Source organism: Dialister sp. (assembly GCF_047832375.1).
GTDB lineage: Bacteria > Bacillota > Negativicutes > Veillonellales > Dialisteraceae > Dialister.
Genome location: NZ_CP181256.1, coordinates 1,990,765 through 2,006,209, shown reverse-complemented (window position 1 = coordinate 2,006,209; position 15,445 = coordinate 1,990,765). Strand labels below are relative to the sequence as shown.

Annotated in this window: 11 protein-coding genes; 10 read left to right on the top strand and 1 reads right to left on the bottom strand. The window is 50.5% G+C overall.

From position 1 onward, the window contains the following. The first annotated feature begins 252 nt into the window (after positions 1-252). The 8 genes from ACFWUL_RS08035 (at position 253) to ACFWUL_RS08000 (ending at position 9,540) form a co-directional block, all read left to right on the top strand. Positions 253-1,446, top strand: a complete 1,194-nt coding sequence (locus ACFWUL_RS08035; protein ID WP_416176920.1) for a hypothetical protein — start codon at positions 253-255, stop codon at positions 1,444-1,446. Positions 1,447-3,219: 1,773 nt separating this feature from the next. Then, the gene (locus ACFWUL_RS08030; protein WP_416176919.1) at positions 3,220-4,230 is read left to right on the top strand and encodes a uroporphyrinogen decarboxylase family protein; all 1,011 of its coding nucleotides are present in this window, start codon (positions 3,220-3,222) and stop codon (positions 4,228-4,230) included. 13 nt (positions 4,231-4,243) lie between these two features. Then, on the top strand, positions 4,244-5,119 hold the full coding sequence (locus ACFWUL_RS08025) for a transporter substrate-binding domain-containing protein (protein ID WP_416176918.1): 876 nt from the start codon (positions 4,244-4,246) through the stop codon (positions 5,117-5,119). A 27-nt stretch (positions 5,120-5,146) separates the two neighbouring features. Further along, complete coding sequence (locus ACFWUL_RS08020) at positions 5,147-5,851, top strand: amino acid ABC transporter permease (protein ID WP_416176917.1); 705 nt, start codon at positions 5,147-5,149, stop codon at positions 5,849-5,851. Between the two features lie 12 nt (positions 5,852-5,863). After that, entirely contained in the window at positions 5,864-6,580 is a 717-nt protein-coding gene (locus ACFWUL_RS08015; protein ID WP_416176916.1) for an amino acid ABC transporter permease, read from the top strand. A gap of 2 nt (positions 6,581-6,582) precedes the next feature. Further along, a complete protein-coding gene (locus tag ACFWUL_RS08010; RefSeq protein ID WP_416176915.1) occupies positions 6,583-7,398 on the top strand; it encodes an amino acid ABC transporter ATP-binding protein in 816 nt (271 codons plus the stop codon). Positions 7,399-7,411: 13 nt separating this feature from the next. Beyond that, entirely contained in the window at positions 7,412-8,149 is a 738-nt protein-coding gene (locus ACFWUL_RS08005; protein ID WP_416176914.1) for an SDR family NAD(P)-dependent oxidoreductase, read from the top strand. 383 nt (positions 8,150-8,532) lie between these two features. Beyond that, a complete protein-coding gene (locus tag ACFWUL_RS08000) occupies positions 8,533-9,540 on the top strand; it encodes an alpha/beta hydrolase (protein ID WP_416176913.1) in 1,008 nt (335 codons plus the stop codon). A 590-nt stretch (positions 9,541-10,130) separates the two neighbouring features. On the opposite strand, the gene ACFWUL_RS07995 is transcribed toward ACFWUL_RS08000, so the two are convergent. Further along, the gene (locus tag ACFWUL_RS07995) at positions 10,131-11,318 is read right to left on the bottom strand and encodes an IS110 family transposase (protein WP_416176858.1); all 1,188 of its coding nucleotides are present in this window, start codon (positions 11,316-11,318) and stop codon (positions 10,131-10,133) included. A 1,208-nt stretch (positions 11,319-12,526) separates the two neighbouring features. Here ACFWUL_RS07995 and ACFWUL_RS07990 point away from each other — a divergent pair. Next, positions 12,527-13,405 carry a transporter substrate-binding domain-containing protein gene (locus ACFWUL_RS07990; protein WP_416176912.1) on the top strand — a complete coding sequence of 293 codons (879 nt, stop codon included), beginning with the start codon at positions 12,527-12,529 and terminating at the stop codon, positions 13,403-13,405. Positions 13,406-13,927: 522 nt separating this feature from the next. Next, positions 13,928-15,268, top strand: coding sequence for a M20/M25/M40 family metallo-hydrolase (locus ACFWUL_RS07985; protein ID WP_416176911.1), 1,341 nt, complete (start codon positions 13,928-13,930; stop codon positions 15,266-15,268). The last annotated feature ends 177 nt before the right edge of the window (positions 15,269-15,445 follow it).

Genomic DNA, 15,445 nt, shown 5'->3' with positions numbered 1-15,445 from the left:
ACCCGGTATTTCCGGGCGCTGACCGGCGTTATGGGGCCCGCGGGCAATCGCGGGGTGGCACTGCGGAGATGATTTCGTCCCTGTCCTGTAAAGGACAGGGATTTTTTGTCTCTCCAAAAGGTTTGGCAGAAAGGGAGTGCCATAGAAAAAAGAAATGAGAATGCAGCGATAGTTGAAGCGGGGGGACAATCTTCCTGCATTGTTTCGGAAGAGGCCAATCAGAGGGGCCTTCCGATAAGGGGGAATTGAAGTATGGAAAAGAAAAAAGCTATGGGCAATTTCATGGCCCGGTACCTGCTGCCGGGCATTATTCTCCAGTCCGTGCTCATCGGCGGCGGGTACGCCACGGGTCGGGAAATTGTGGAGTACGGGGCCAAGTTCGGCTCCATGGGCTGGATGTCGGGGCTGGCTTCGTTTATCGGTTTTTCGGTGATGGCCATCCTTTCCTTTGAAATGATCCGGCTCTTCAAGCTCTACGATTTCAAATCCCTTTTGAAATCGCTGATTGGGCCATTTTACCGGCTCTTTGATATTGCCTATGTCATGCTGATGCTCATCATCATTGCGGTCATGTCTTCGGCTACAGGGGCTATTGTGGAGCAGATGACGGGGCTCAATTACTGGGTCGGCGTATCGGTGATTACGGTGGTGGTGGGAATTCTCAATTTCTACGGGGAAAAGCTCATCGCCTGCTTCGAGTCTGTGGGGACCATTCTCCTCTATATCGGGTATATCGGCTTTTCAGCATTGGTCATTACCCACGGGGGAGATAATATTTCCCAGGTCATGACCACGGGAGATACATCCTTTACACCGGACGTGACGGTGCTCACAGCCCTGTGGACGGGCATCCTCTATGTGGGGTATAACCTGGTGGTGTTCCCGGCGTCCTTCTTTACTATCCGGAGCCAGACGAATACAAAACAGTCTGTCATCAGTGGCCTCATTGCAGGACTCCTCATGATTATTCCCTGGTTCATGACCTATTTCTCTATTATGGCTTTCTATCCCAATGAAGCGGTGCTGGCGGCACCGGTGCCCTGGCTCATGATGATGACCACCGACAATGCGCCGTCCTGGCTGCTCTTCTTCTTTGGCCTCGTCATGGGATGGACCCTCATTGAGACGGCGACAGGCATGATCCATGCTATGCTGGGCCGCATCGATAAGGGCCTTGCCGACAGCGGACGGGCGTCCCTGCCCCGGTCCAGGAAGGCTGTATTCACGGTGATCATTCTGGCCGCCTCTGCGGTGCTGGCAAAGTTCGGCATCATCGCCCTCATTGCCCAGGGATACAATGCCCTATCCTATGCCATCATTGTGCTTCTCCTGGTACCGCTCATGACGGTGGGTCTCTATAAAATTGTAAAAAAAGAACGGGAAGTCCACAGAAAGGAAACGGTGGAAGTGAAGGAAGGAGTCACGCTGGATGCTCATTCCGCATGAATGGAGGCAGTAGTTTAACTGCGATATTTCAGCTTGTCGAGCTGTTGGGGTTGGCGCTGATGGATAGAGTCATTCGTGCGGGGGCTTCTAGCTGCTAGCTCCTGGCTTCTAGGAAAGATCAACAGCCTACGGCACGAATGACTGATGGAAACAGGTAGGAAGCGCCGCAGGCGGATCAGCCTTCCTAACAGCTAGCCGCTAGAAGCTAGAAGCTCCATGCGAGTGACTCTATCCGCAAGCATGCCAAACCGTTCGCTCCAACAGCTCGTCAAACCGCAATTGGCTGATGTTACTTTTTCCTTGACAACGGTTCCGCCGGATGGTACATTAATCTGAAACGGAATAGGGGTATAGCCCTTGCATATCTGATTTTTCACGAAAGGAAGAGTAACATGGAAAGACAGGTTCACAGGAAACTGGATGAACTGAGATGGAGCCTGGCGGGCGTCCTGCTGTTCTTCGGCATCGCCTCTCCGGCGCTGCACCGGATTTTCAAGTAAGCCTATCAGTGGCTGGTAGCTGGATCTGGTATCCAGGTGGACAGGTCCTTCGGGTCATTTTCACCAATTCCCATCGACTAACCCTTCCCACCGGGCGCTCCCTTCAGCGAAGGAAGCCTACGGCAGAGACATTTGCATATTTGATGTTCAGAGTCTTTAGGATTCCATCTGTGGCAAAGCCGCTGTTAACAGTCTCCCTTTTACAAAGGGAGATGTCTGCGCAAGCAGACAGAGGGATTCTACTGGGTCTGCGGCGTCAGCCGCTGGACCTCAAATCTCAAATCTCAAATCTCAAATCTTTATTTTTCCCTCTTGACAGACGAAAATATCCGTGCTAAAGTTACTTACAACAAAACGATGAAGAAAAGAGTAAGCGTCCTGAAGACGGCAAAGCGAGTCCGGAGAGTGCAAGCGGACACGGATAGGGAGCTGAAGTGCATTTCTGAGTTTGGAAGGTTGAAACAACAGTAGGTCTTCCCGGGAGCTCCCGATACAGGGCCAGGGTTTGATAGAACCTCTTAAGGTATATCCGGTGACGGGTATATGAAATTGGGTGGAAACACGAAGCTATGGCTCTCGTCCCTTATGGGACGGGAGCTTTTTGATTTACAGAAGAAAGGATGAGAAACATGGGCAAGCTGATTGCAAAGGAACTGAATGAACTGAAATGGGGCCTGGCCGGCTGCCTCCTGTTCCTCGGAATTTCGGCTCCGGCATACCGCCAGTTCTATAAGAAATAAGTCATTTCGCTGACGGGGATCCAATGGGGACACCTTCAAGGCAGGCAGGGGACTTCCAAAAGCCCTGAGCCGCTGGAACCGGAGGACTTCGAGCAGCCCGTATATGGAGCAGGACAGACGCCTGCATCCCCATGTTCCCGGCCGGACATCCGGCCGGGGGACATATTTTTACAAATTCATCTACACAGGCAGGGAAGAAAGAGAGTACCTTTTCGAAAACGGAAAAGCGAGTCCGGATGATGGAAGCGGATACGGATAGGAAAGGGAAGTGCCTTTTGGAGCCGATGAGCTGAATCTAAAGTAAGCCATACCGGGAGACGCCCGTTACAGCGCAGGGGTACAGGAGAATTTTCCGATGAAGTACCTCTTGAGACTACAGCAGATGACTGCTTGGTGAAATTGGGTGGAATCACGAGACCTCCTCCCTTTGGATGAGGTCTTTTTTTATATACAGAAGGAGACAATCATGGATATACGATGTAGACGAAAGCTGGGCAGACGAAGATGAAATAAAAAATAAAGGAGACAGTTCTATGACACAAAACAGAAGAGATTTGATTGATGCAGTTTTTCATAATGAAAAAGCAGACCGGGTTCCTCTGGGATTCTGGCACCATTTTCTGAAAGATGAAACGGGGTCTGATGCCTTCGCTCATCCGGAATTGACAGACAAGGTTCTTGCCGGGCAGGCGGATTTCTATAATGCTTTCCAGCCGGACCTCATCAAGATCATGACAGATGGCTACTTCAGCTATCCCGTGGAATCATTAAAGAAACCGCTTACAGGGCCAAGGGACCTGGCAGGTCTTACCTCTCTGGGTCGGGATTCGGACTGGTTCCGCTTCCAGATCAGCTACGCGAAAAAGCTGGTATCCATATACGGCAAGGATGTACAGCTTTTCTACAATCTCTTCGCCGTGCCAAGAACCATTGAGTTCATGCAGGACACCATCGGACATCCGGTGGACTTGGCAGCCTGGATTAAAGAAAATCCGGAAGAAATGGCCCATGTGTTCGATGTGATTTCTGAAGATTACGCTATCCTTGCAAAAGCCCTCATCCAGGAAGGCGGGGTGGATGGCATATATCTTTCCGTGAACAATATCAGCTATGACAGGGTGAGCGAAGGGGATTACGCAAAATATGTAGCCCCCTATGAACTGAAAATCCTGGAAGCAGCCAATACAGCAAAGGATAATAATATTCTTCATATCTGCGGGTACCATGGTTTCCGAAACCATCTGGACTGGTACAGGGACTACCCGTTCCTGGCAGTGAACTGGGCAGCCCATGTGGAAGGCATTTCCCTGAAGGAAGGGAAGAAGCTCTTCCATGACAAGGCGGTGATCGGAGGTTTTGGACAGACGGAGCAGGACCTCATTTACAGGGGCAATGAAGAAGAAATCAGAAAAGAAACAGAACGGATTCTGACAGATACCGGTACCACCGGCGTGGTTCTCGGAGCGGACTGCACCATTCCAAGGGATACGGATATCCGCCATCTGGAATGGATCAGAAGGGCAGCAGAAGAATTTGTGAAATAAAAGGAGAACCATTATGAAAATTAAAAGTCTGATCAAGGCAGCACTCATCGTCGGTACCCTGGGAATTGCAATCACCGCTGCAGGATGCGGTGGTAGTAAGGGAAACTCCGCTAAAGCAGGAGCTTCCGGAAATGGGGATAAGAAAATTGTAAAGGTAGCCCATACGCCCCATTATTTCCCCTACGACTTCGTAGATGATAACAATAAGTCTGACGGCATGGAAGTAGCAGTAATGAAGGAAGTGGCCAAGAAGCTGCCGCAGTATGAATTTCAGTTCGTCCCCACCTCCGATGACGATCTCCTTATCGGTGTAGAATCGGGTAAGTACGACATTGGTACCAAAGGAGCCTGGAAGACACCGGCCCGCGAAAAGAAATATCTTTTCACAAAGAATAATATCGCTGCCAGTGTTATCGGTGTTACCATCCGAAAGGAAGATGCGGATACCATCAAGAATCTCGATGATTTTGCCAAGGCTGGCAAGAAGCTGGTGCCTATCGCCCCGCAGAATGCCCAGTACCAGGTCATCGAGGACTATAACGCAGCCCATCCGGACCATCCGGTGAACCTGGAGGCTTCGGAAAACTTCCAGGTCGCCGATGCCTATACCTGGGTGCTGGAAGGACGGTATGACGGGTATTTCGCCATCGAACTGGCTTACAAGAAGAATGTGGAAGCCGATGATGCCCCCTATAAGCAGTTCAAGGACAAGCTCAGCTATTTCCGGTATAAAGCCATTCCGACATATCCGGTGATCAACAAGAAGGATAAACAGCTGGCAGAAGATGTGGACAAGGCTCTCGGCGAGCTGAAGCAGGAAGGCAAGATTGCAGAGCTGGAAAATAAATATTTCGGTGAAGAAGTGAGCAAGCTGATCGATAACCAGTAAGTCAATTTTTGGAAGGAGGTGCTTACTATGGATACAAGGCCATTCAGCCCCGAGGTGATTGTGACATCCATCCCGACACTCCTGCCCTATCTGGCAGTGACATTGGTGGTGGGTGTGACAAGTATTCTGACCGGGTCTCTTTTGGGAATGCTCCTGGCCTGGGCCAAGTTGTCCGGAAACCGTATTATCCGGGCCTTGGCCGATGGATATACCTACATTATCCGCTGCACTCCTTCTATCGTTCTTCTTTTCATCGTTTTCTACGGTCTTCCCAAACTGGCGGAGGAGGAGTTCGGAATCGACATGGACGACCTGTCCCGGGCGGTGTTTGTCATCATCACCTTTACCCTTCTCTTTGGAGCCTATGTCTCTGAAGTATTCCGCTCGGCCTATGAGACAGTGGAAAGAGGACAGTACGAAGCGGCTGTGACCATCGGCCTTTCCCCGGCGCAGGCGTTCTTCCACGTGCTCCTGCCCCAGGCGGCGGTCATTGCCCTTCCGAATTTCGGAAACTCCGTAATCAATCTGATGAAAGAAAGTGCTCTGGCCTATACCATTGGACTCATTGATCTCCTGGGAAAGACGAATCTCATTCTGGCCCAGAATTACGGAGCCTACGGCGTTGAACTCTATATTTCCTGCCTCCTCATTTACTGGGGACTCAGTATTTTAATCGAGCGGGCCTTCCTGCAGATGGAAGCCCGCCTGTCCCACCGGGAAGCCGGAGCGTAAGGAGGGAACCCTATGGAACTTGATTTTTCATTCATGCAGCATGCCCTGCCATTTCTGCTGAAGGCGCTTCCGGTGACCATCTTCCTCACGGCTGTGGTTCTTCTTCTTTCCCTGGTGCCCGCCTTTCTTATGGCGGAAAAACGAATCGATGCTAAAGGACCTTTGGAAAAGATGATTACCCTCTATGTTTCTTTCATTCGGGGGACACCGCTGGTACTGCAGATTCTTCTCATGTACACATTGCTTCCCAGCCTTCTCAATGCATTCGTGAAATCAGTGGGGATTCAGTTTGATGTATTCCAGGGAGTCAATCCCCTGTGGTATGCGGTTATCGTATTCACATTAAATACGATTGCCCTCCTGTCTGAAGTTTTCCGTTCTGCTATCCAGAGTGTATCCAAGGGACAGATGGAAGCGGGACTTACCATTGGCCTCACGAAATTCCAGACCAATGTGCAGGTCATTATTCCCCAGGCTCTGACTTCAGCACTGCCGAATATCTGCAACCTCACGGTGAACCTCATCAAAGGTACATCACTGGCCTTCTTTATGGGCATCAAGGATATCATGGCAGCTGCTAAAATTCAGGCGGCCTATGGGTATAACTATATCGAAGCATATCTGGAAGTTTTCATTCTCTACATTATCGTATGCACTGTAGTCCAGGTGGCATACCATATTTTTGAAAAACACGTCGGCTTTTACAGGACTGCCGGTGAGGAGGGGTAATTATGCTGGAAATATCTCATGTAAAGAAACACTTTGGCAGCCAGGAAGTGCTGAAGGATGTAAATCTGAATGTCAATAAAGGAGACGTCATCGTCATCCTGGGCCCCTCGGGTTCCGGGAAAACTACGTTCCTTCGGAGTTTGACTTTTCTGGAAAGAGCGGACGGAGGGGAAATGATACTGGGAGACAGGAAGCTGGATCTTCACAGCGCTAAGTCGAAGGATATTGCCTGGGTCCGCAAACATACGGCTTTCGTATTCCAGAATTACAACCTCTTCGCCAATAAGACGGCTCTCCAGAATGTGATGCTCGGTCTTACCGTGGGAAGGGGCATGCCGAAAGCAGAGGCGGAAGCCATTGCCCGCCGGGCACTGGAAGAAGTGGGCCTGGCAGACCGGGCAGATTATTATCCTTCCCAGCTTTCCGGCGGCCAGCAGCAGCGGGTGGGAATCGCCCGGGCCATGGCAGTGAAACCGGATGTGATTTTCTTTGATGAACCTACGTCAGCCCTGGATCCGGAGCTGGTGGGCGGCGTCCTTTCTGTCATGAAAAAGCTGGCGAGGGATGGCGTCACCATGGTGGTGGTGACCCATGAAATGAAATTTGCCCGGGAAGCAGCGACAAAGGTGATTTTCATGGATGGTGGTGTGATTGTAGAAGAAGGAAGTCCGGAGGAAATCTTTACCCATCCGAAGGAAGCGAGAACCCGTCAGTTCCTGCGCCGTATTTTGGATAAGGATGGTTCCGACGAATCACCGGCCAGGGCACCTATTCCATTTGAGACGCCAGTTCCCAAGGCGTTGGCGGATCTGGCCTGAGGAGATGAAGTATATGAAACGACTGAAAGGGAAAATAGCCCTCATCACCGGGGGCAACAGGGGTATTGGAGAAGCCATTGCCCTCCGCTTTCTGGAAGAGGGAGCAGAGGTAGCCATTTTTGGAAGAAAAGAAGAAGATAACCGGAAGGTTATAGAGAAAGGAAATAAGCTGGAAAAGGGCAGAATCCGGGCATACAGGGTCGATGTGTCTTCGGACGAAGAAGTGAAGAAAGCCGTGAAGCAGGTGAAAGAAGATTTTGGACAGATTGATATTCTCGTCAATAATGCAGGCATCTGCCGCCTGTCCAAGAGCTTTGAAGAACTGGAGGACCGGAATTGGGAAGAAATGCTTTCTGTCAACCTCTACGGTGTTATCCATACTACCAGGGCAGTGATTCCATTCCTGAAAGAAAGGGGTGGGAAAATTATCACCATCGCTTCCCTGGCCGGAGAAGTGGGAGGTATTGCGACGGCGGCAGACTATGTGGCCAGCAAGGCAGCGCTTCAGGGGACCACGAAATCCCTGGCCCGGGAACTGGGGCCATCCGGTATCAATGTGAATGCCATTGCGCCGGGGTTTGTAAAAACCCAGATGACAGAGAAAATGAACATTAACCTGTCTTCTATTCCCTTACGAAAAGTGGCGGAACCGGAGGACATTGCAGGGGCCGCTGCTTTCCTGGCATCCGACGATGCCCGGCTTATTACCGGCACCACACTGGATGTGAATGGCGGGCTTTATATGAACTGATGAATGATTGTAAACAGGAACCTGGCGGTTTGCCTCAACCACATTTGTGCAAATGACATGTATTGCCTATATCCGTAAAAACGTGCCCCCTTGGAGAAGGGGGTGCCCAAAGGGTAGGGGATGGATCCGCCTCGTAGAGGCGGAATGTGTCAAACCTGTAGATTTTGGACCCATTAATCCATCCTGCGCCTTTGGCGCGGCCCTTCTCCAAGGGCCTGCATGGTGGTGAGATATTCACCTTGCACTTTTATCTTTACGGTGAATATAACGGGTATAGGACAAATATTGACTCTACTCCAAAAATGTTACATGGGAGATTTGCATTACTATGATTGAGACAGAACACTGGTGGTTCCTGTTTTGGCTTGAAAGGAAATGGGACTATGGGAAGATTAAAGAAACCTCTTATCATCGAAGAACAGGGGAGCTTCACCGTTGGCGGCGAGGTCATCAGAGAACCGGGAACCTACGATGAATCCCATGCCCTGTCTGGCGCGGGGCAGGAGAAGCATGTGGACAATGGGTACGTCTTTTACCAGGTACCGGTGAATGCGAAGAAGGTGAGTCTTGTCTTCCTCCATGGTGCCGGCCAGAGCGGCGCTTGCTTCGAGACGACCCCTGATGGGCGGGAGGGATTCCAGACCATTTTCCTCCGGAAGGGGTATCCGGTGTACCTTCTAGACCAGCCGAGGAGAGGCCGGGCCGGTGCGTCCGGCGTGGCGGGGGAAGTGAAACCGGCAACGGACGAAGCATTGTGGTTTGATATATTCCGTTTCGGCCATTATCCGAAGTATTTTGACCATGTGCAGATCCCCCACAGCAAAGAGGCGGAGGAGCAGTTCTGGCAGAAGGGAACTCCCAATACCGGGGCCTTTGACCCGAAGCTTTCTGCCCATGCCCTGTCAGCGGCAGTGGACCGGGCAGGACCGTCGGTACTGGTAACCCATTCCCAGGGCGGCCTGCCGGGGTGGCTGGCAGCCATGGAAAATAAAAAGGTAAAAGCCATCATCGCTTTGGAGCCGGGAGTGGGATTTGTATTTCCAAAAGAAGAAGCGCCGGCGCCCCTTTCCTCATCCAGCCCCTTCGGCCCTCTGGCCCCTTATCCTGTGGATAAAGAGGCATTCCTGAAACTCACTGAAATCCCGATTCTCATGATTTTCGGCGATAACATTCCGGAAAAGCCCAGCCCCCACGGAGGGCAGGACAACTGGCGGGTGCGCCTGGAAGAAGCCCGGCTCATGGCAGAAACCATCAACCGCTATGGTGGCCAGGCGGAGGTGCTCCACCTGCCGGACATAGGAATTTACGGTAATACCCATTTCCTCTTTGAGGACAGGAATAATGAACAGATTGCGGATATCATGGGAAAGTGGCTGGAAAAGGTATTGTGATATTTCAGTGAGCTGTTGGGTTTGGCGGTTAGTATGCTTGCGTGTAGAGTCACTTACACGGGGCTGCTAGCTCTTATGAAATGACCTTTGTCAAGACCCCAAGCATGCCAAATATTCTTGCCAATAAGACTAGTTGCAAGATGTAATGGAATTAAATCGGTTTGGGAAAATTTGAACTTTACATGGAGCGGCTCATGTGATAGCCTGCTTCCTCTATGGCCATATTTTTTCGGCCCCTTGGCTTGGAAATCACATGAGCAGGGGCTCCATGTCAAGTTCAAATTGGTATGCGGGTTCCAGGCAATAGCTGCCTGAACAACATGGAGGAAGAGCTTTGCAGATTATTCCGGGGCTTGATCAGTCTCTTATACGTGGATTAACAGGTCAATGATTTCGCCGCGGGTTCCTTCAATCTTTTATTTGGAATCATGCCTATGCATGTCCTGCAAAGCTAGCACTAGGATAACCCAGCCTCTCTTAACTCAAAGCTCTCCCTTAATATTGTCCAAACCGCTATTCACCTTTTAATCATCTCCCTTCGGCTGTATTTTTATGCTTGCTGTCTAACTCAGAGAACTATGCGTGCGATGTCAAGCTTTTTTACGAATAACGTCAGCAGTGTGTCCAGTCATCATTCCCCAAATAAAGCCACTGAATTCCCGGGCAACGGCAGTAGCAGCAACATTACTGTTTTTCCCTTTCATAATCTTGTCTCTGAACCTTACGCGAAGTCTTCTGTTTGCTTTGTCCGCATAATGAATATCTGATGCACAGCATCCTTCCTGCCGTTTTCTCAAAGCCCTGCTCTTGTATCCGGGCCGCCCCCGTGAAAAGCCGGACCAGACTGCTTCAATCAGCTTCTTCCTCAAAACAATATTTCCGGCTTTTGAAATGCTGCCATAGTTGCCATCTTCATTACTGGAGTGTTCAGTTGGGGTAAGTCCCAAAAAGGACGCAAAATGGCCTGCTGTAGGAAAGCGCTTGAAATCGCCAATAGTTACAATTAAACGAAGTGCAAAGCCATATTCTATTCCAAGGAAACAGCGCAGTTTATTGACATTAGCTGCATACTTTTTCTGCATTGCAAATGACTTAATCCTGACATCCAGATCTTCCAGCTTCTGCTGGAGGGTAAGCAGAGTTGTCATATACTCACTCAATGTTTCCTTATTCAATTCGCTCAGCGGGAGACTCATAATCCAATTCACATGTTTTTGGGTCCAGGTAGCTCCCTGGTTATAATGGAATCCCATCTGGTGCACAAAAGCAGTTATCCGCTGTTTAGTGACTTTAACCATATCCTGATGGTCGTCACGCATCCTGATATAGCGGAAAATGGATTCGTCTTCCTCATCGGGGACATAAATGGAAATACACTCACTTTTCGCCATGGCATTGGCAAGCGCTCTTGAATCAATATAATCATTTTTGAATTTTTTATCTCTGCTGCTTTTCTTCAAAGAAGAAGGAGCTATTACCATACAATCTACATTGGCTGCCATAAGCTTACGGTAAAGGCCATAACCGAATAACCCGGCTTCATAACCACAGATAACATGGCACTCTCTGTTAACGGCTTTTTTGCAATCACCAATGAACCGGAGCACATTCTTTACTGCAGGGCCAAGTTTACGAGGGGGAATAAGATCTAACGTAATAATTTCACCGGCAGGAGACATTTGATTAACGACAGCAGCCATCGTATAGTTTTCGGTATGGGTGTCGATACCAACATAAACGAATGGGATCGGGGACGTAAATGTGCTAGAATAAGACATGATGACCTCCTTGGTTGAGAAAATATGATCCTGTTCTCGTAAAATTGGCCTTGCAACTATATTTTACCGAAATTTGGGCATATACATCAAACTGGGGAGGTCATTTCATATTATCTTTTAGCTTCTAGCTGCCAGGAAAGCTGGCCAGCCTGCGGCGCTTCCCACCCGTTATTTCCGTCAGTTATTCGTGCCGTAGGCTGTAGAGCTTTCCTAGCAGCTAGAAGCTAGTAGCTAGAAGCCCTCACGCGTTTGACTCTACCCATCAGCGTCGCTTTAACAGCCCTACAAACCGCAATTGGCACCATGTTATCAGTTTCCTATTGACATCCCCAACTATCCATGATACTCTATTCACATAGAAAAAATGCAATGAAGAAAAGAGTAGTCAGCGGATGACGGCTTAGCGAATCCGGAGAGTGGAAGCGGATACGGATAGGCTGATGAAGTGCATTTCCGAGCATGGCGGGCTGAAAAGAAGTAGGCCTTCCCGGGAGCTCCCGATACAGGGCAGGGGTTTGTTAGAACTCTCAAAGGCATATCCGGTGACGGATATACGAATTTAGGTGGAATCGCGGGTCTCCCGTCCTGAAAAGGACGGGGGCCTTTTTGTTTTACAGCATCTTTTACAAGGAGGAATACCTATGAAAAAATCTTTAAAAATTGCATCCATTGCTTTGGCTTCTTTTAGCTTCTAGCTGCCAGGAAAGCTGGCCAGCCTGCGGCGCTTCCCACCCGTTATTTCCGTCAGTTATTCGTGCCGTAGGCTGTAGAGCTTTCCTAGCAGCTAGAAGCTAGTAGCTAGAAGCCCTCACGCGTTTGACTCTACCCATCAGCGTCGCTTTAACAGCCCTACAAACCGCAATTGGCACCATGTTATCAGTTTCCTATTGACATCCCCAACTATCCATGATACTCTATTCACATAGAAAAAATGCAATGAAGAAAAGAGTAGTCAGCGGATGACGGCTTAGCGAATCCGGAGAGTGGAAGCGGATACGGATAGGCTGATGAAGTGCATTTCCGAGCATGGCGGGCTGAAAAGAAGTAGGCCTTCCCGGGAGCTCCCGATACAGGGCAGGGGTTTGTTAGAACTCTCAAAGGCATATCCGGTGACGGATATACGAATTTAGGTGGAATCGCGGGTCTCCCGTCCTGAAAAGGACGGGGGCCTTTTTGTTTTACAGCATCTTTTACAAGGAGGAATACCTATGAAAAAATCTTTAAAAATTGCATCCATTGCTTTGGCTTCTCTTCTGGCAGCTGGACTCTTTGCAGGCTGCGGCGGCGACCAGAAAGCTGCTTCTTCCAAGACCGCTGCCGCGGCTGACGGCAAGACCAGCGTAAAACTGGTGCTGTCCAGTACGGAACGGCCCCTGTCCTGGGCCGATGAAAACGGCAAGCTTCAGGGCTACGAATATGATATCTGGCAGGAAGTAAATAAGAACCTGAAGGACTACCACCTGGATATCCAGGCAGTTCCACCGGAAACCCAGGATGTAATGATGGAATCGGGGGACGCCAAGGTGGCATCCGGCGGCTACTACCGGACTCCCAGAAGGGAACAGGACTATATCGTTCCTAAGACACCGATCGGCGTTTCTTCTGTCATGGTGTACATGTCCAAGGAAAATGCCCAGAAGTACCACAGCCTGGAAGACGTAATCAGGGGCGGCGGCAAGCTGGTGCCGAACACGCCGAATGGCGGTATTTATAAGGTATTGACAGACTGGAACAAGGCCCATGACAATATCATGAAGGAAGTGCCCATCCAGGATGGCCTCACGCCAGCAGAACGGCTGACGTCACTGAAGAATGGCCAGTACGATGCCCTTGTGTATCCGAACAACCTGGGGGTGGAAGATATTGCGAAGGCCATGAACTTTGATATCGTGGCGCTGGACAAGCCCATCAAGGTTAACGAAACAGTGGTCATTGTAAACAAAAATGAGCAGGAGCTGGCCGATGAAATCGAAGCAGCCCTGGAGAAGCTCTCCAAGGATGGTACGCTGCAGAAGATTTCCGAAAAGTGGTATCACCGGAATCTCTTCGACCAGCTGAAAGAGGCACAGGCGGAAGCAGGTAAGTAAAGGCAGGCTGACGCTAAGCTATATATATTGATATAATATAAGGGGCTGCAGGAATGAGAACCCATTTCTGCAGCCCTTTGGCTGTTGTATTGTGTTTGGGATGATTTTCTCTTTACGCAGGAATGGGACTAAGGTGGTGGGTGAATATCGCTGCGCTCGCTCACCGGTTGTGGGCTTGTACGTTTCAATTCTATTTAATGATAATGAAAAGCACGTGCCCCCTTGGAGAAGGGGGCAGCCCAAAGGGCAGGGGATGGATCCGCCTCGCAGAGGCGGAATCTGCGAAGCAGCTGCTTCAGAAGGCATGTTTATCTTACATCCAGCTTCTAACGGTTATGGCAATCCATCCTGCGCCTTTGGCGCGTGCCGTTTGGCAATTGGATGAATATTCAAAATCTGCGGCGCCATATGAATTGTGCGCCGCACCTTCACTCCTGACTCCTCATTCCTCACTCCTCACTGACGGCATTAATTTTATATGACAAAATGGGGAGTTCACTCATTCATACCAAGGAGGTTCCTATGGATTCGAAGCTTGAAAAATATATTTCCCATCTCCAGGGGGTTGTCCGTATTCCCACCGTTTCTTCAGTGAACGATGAGCACACGGACTGGTCCCAGTTTGACCGGCTCCACCAGTTTATGCAGGAAACATGGCCTTTGATTTTTGAAAAAATGGAAATGACTGCCATCGGTAAGGCGAGCCTGCTCTTCCATTGGAAGGTAGAAAATCCGAAGAAAGAGCCGGTGCTCTTCATGGCCCACCAGGACGTGGTGCCGGCGCTCCATGAAGAACAGTGGAGCCATCCGCCTTTTGGCGGCGACATTGATAAAGGCTGTCTCTGGGGACGGGGCGCGGAGGATTGCAAGTCCGTTCTCACGGCGGAAATGGATGCGGTGGAAGAACTGCTGGAAGAAGGCTTCCAGCCGGACTTTGATATTTACCTGTCCTTCGGCCACAATGAGGAAGTGCAATGCACGCCGGACAGGAAGGGCTCCGTACTTACAGCAAAGTACCTGAAGGAACAGGAGGTCCATCTGGCCTGCCTTTTCGATGAAGGGGGCAATGTGGAACTGGGAGAAGAGGGCAATCCACCGCTGGCCCTGGTGGGGATGGCGGAAAAGGCGCCCAATGAATTCGTGCTCTATAAAGACGGTGCCGGCGGCCATGCCAGCAAGCCCGGCAGGGGAACGGTACTGGGGGACGTGGCCAGGGCCATGGCGGCGGTGGAAGCCCATCCCATGCCCTATCGGCTGACTCCCCTGGTGAAAGCCCACTTGAAAGCGGTGGCGCCGCTGCAGGATAAAGAGCGGAGAGACGTAGTAAGCCATCCGAAGAAGAACTGGAAACAGCTGGTGAAGCTGGCAAAGAAGGACCTCATCACCGATGCTCTTCTCCATACCACCTTTGCCGTTACCATGGCGGAGGGAAGCAGCCAGGCCAATGTGCTGCCATCCCATGCGGAGGCTACTCTGAGCGTGCGGATCCTCCAGGGAGATACGGTGGAATCGGTGAAGGACTATCTGGAATCCATCATGCCGGACGGGGTGAAGGTAAAGGCGTCCTATGCAGAAAATCCCCACCCCGCCGGCAGCGTGGACAGCCCTTTCTTTACCCTCCTTTCTGATACAATCCACGATGTGTATGGGAAGGATACGGTGGTGGCGCCGAACCTCATGCTGGGAGCCACGGATTCCCGGAATTATTCGGAAGTCTGCGACAATATTTTCCGCTTCACCGGCCGGGTGAGGACACCGGCATGGGGCGAAGCCCACCAGGTGGATGAACGGATGCCCATAGACCGCCTGGACCGGCCGGTGAAGTTCATCAAGACCTTTTTGGAGAATTACCGGAATCAGTGAGACCATTGCGGTTTGACGAGCTGTTGGGGGCGGTTGGTTTGCTTGCTTGTGGATAGAGTCACTCACATGGAGCTTCTAGCTTCTAGCGGCTAGCTGTTAGGAAGGCTGATCCGCCTGCGGCGCTTCCACCCGGTATTTCCGTCAGTCATTCGTGCCGTAGGCTGGCCAGCTTTCCTG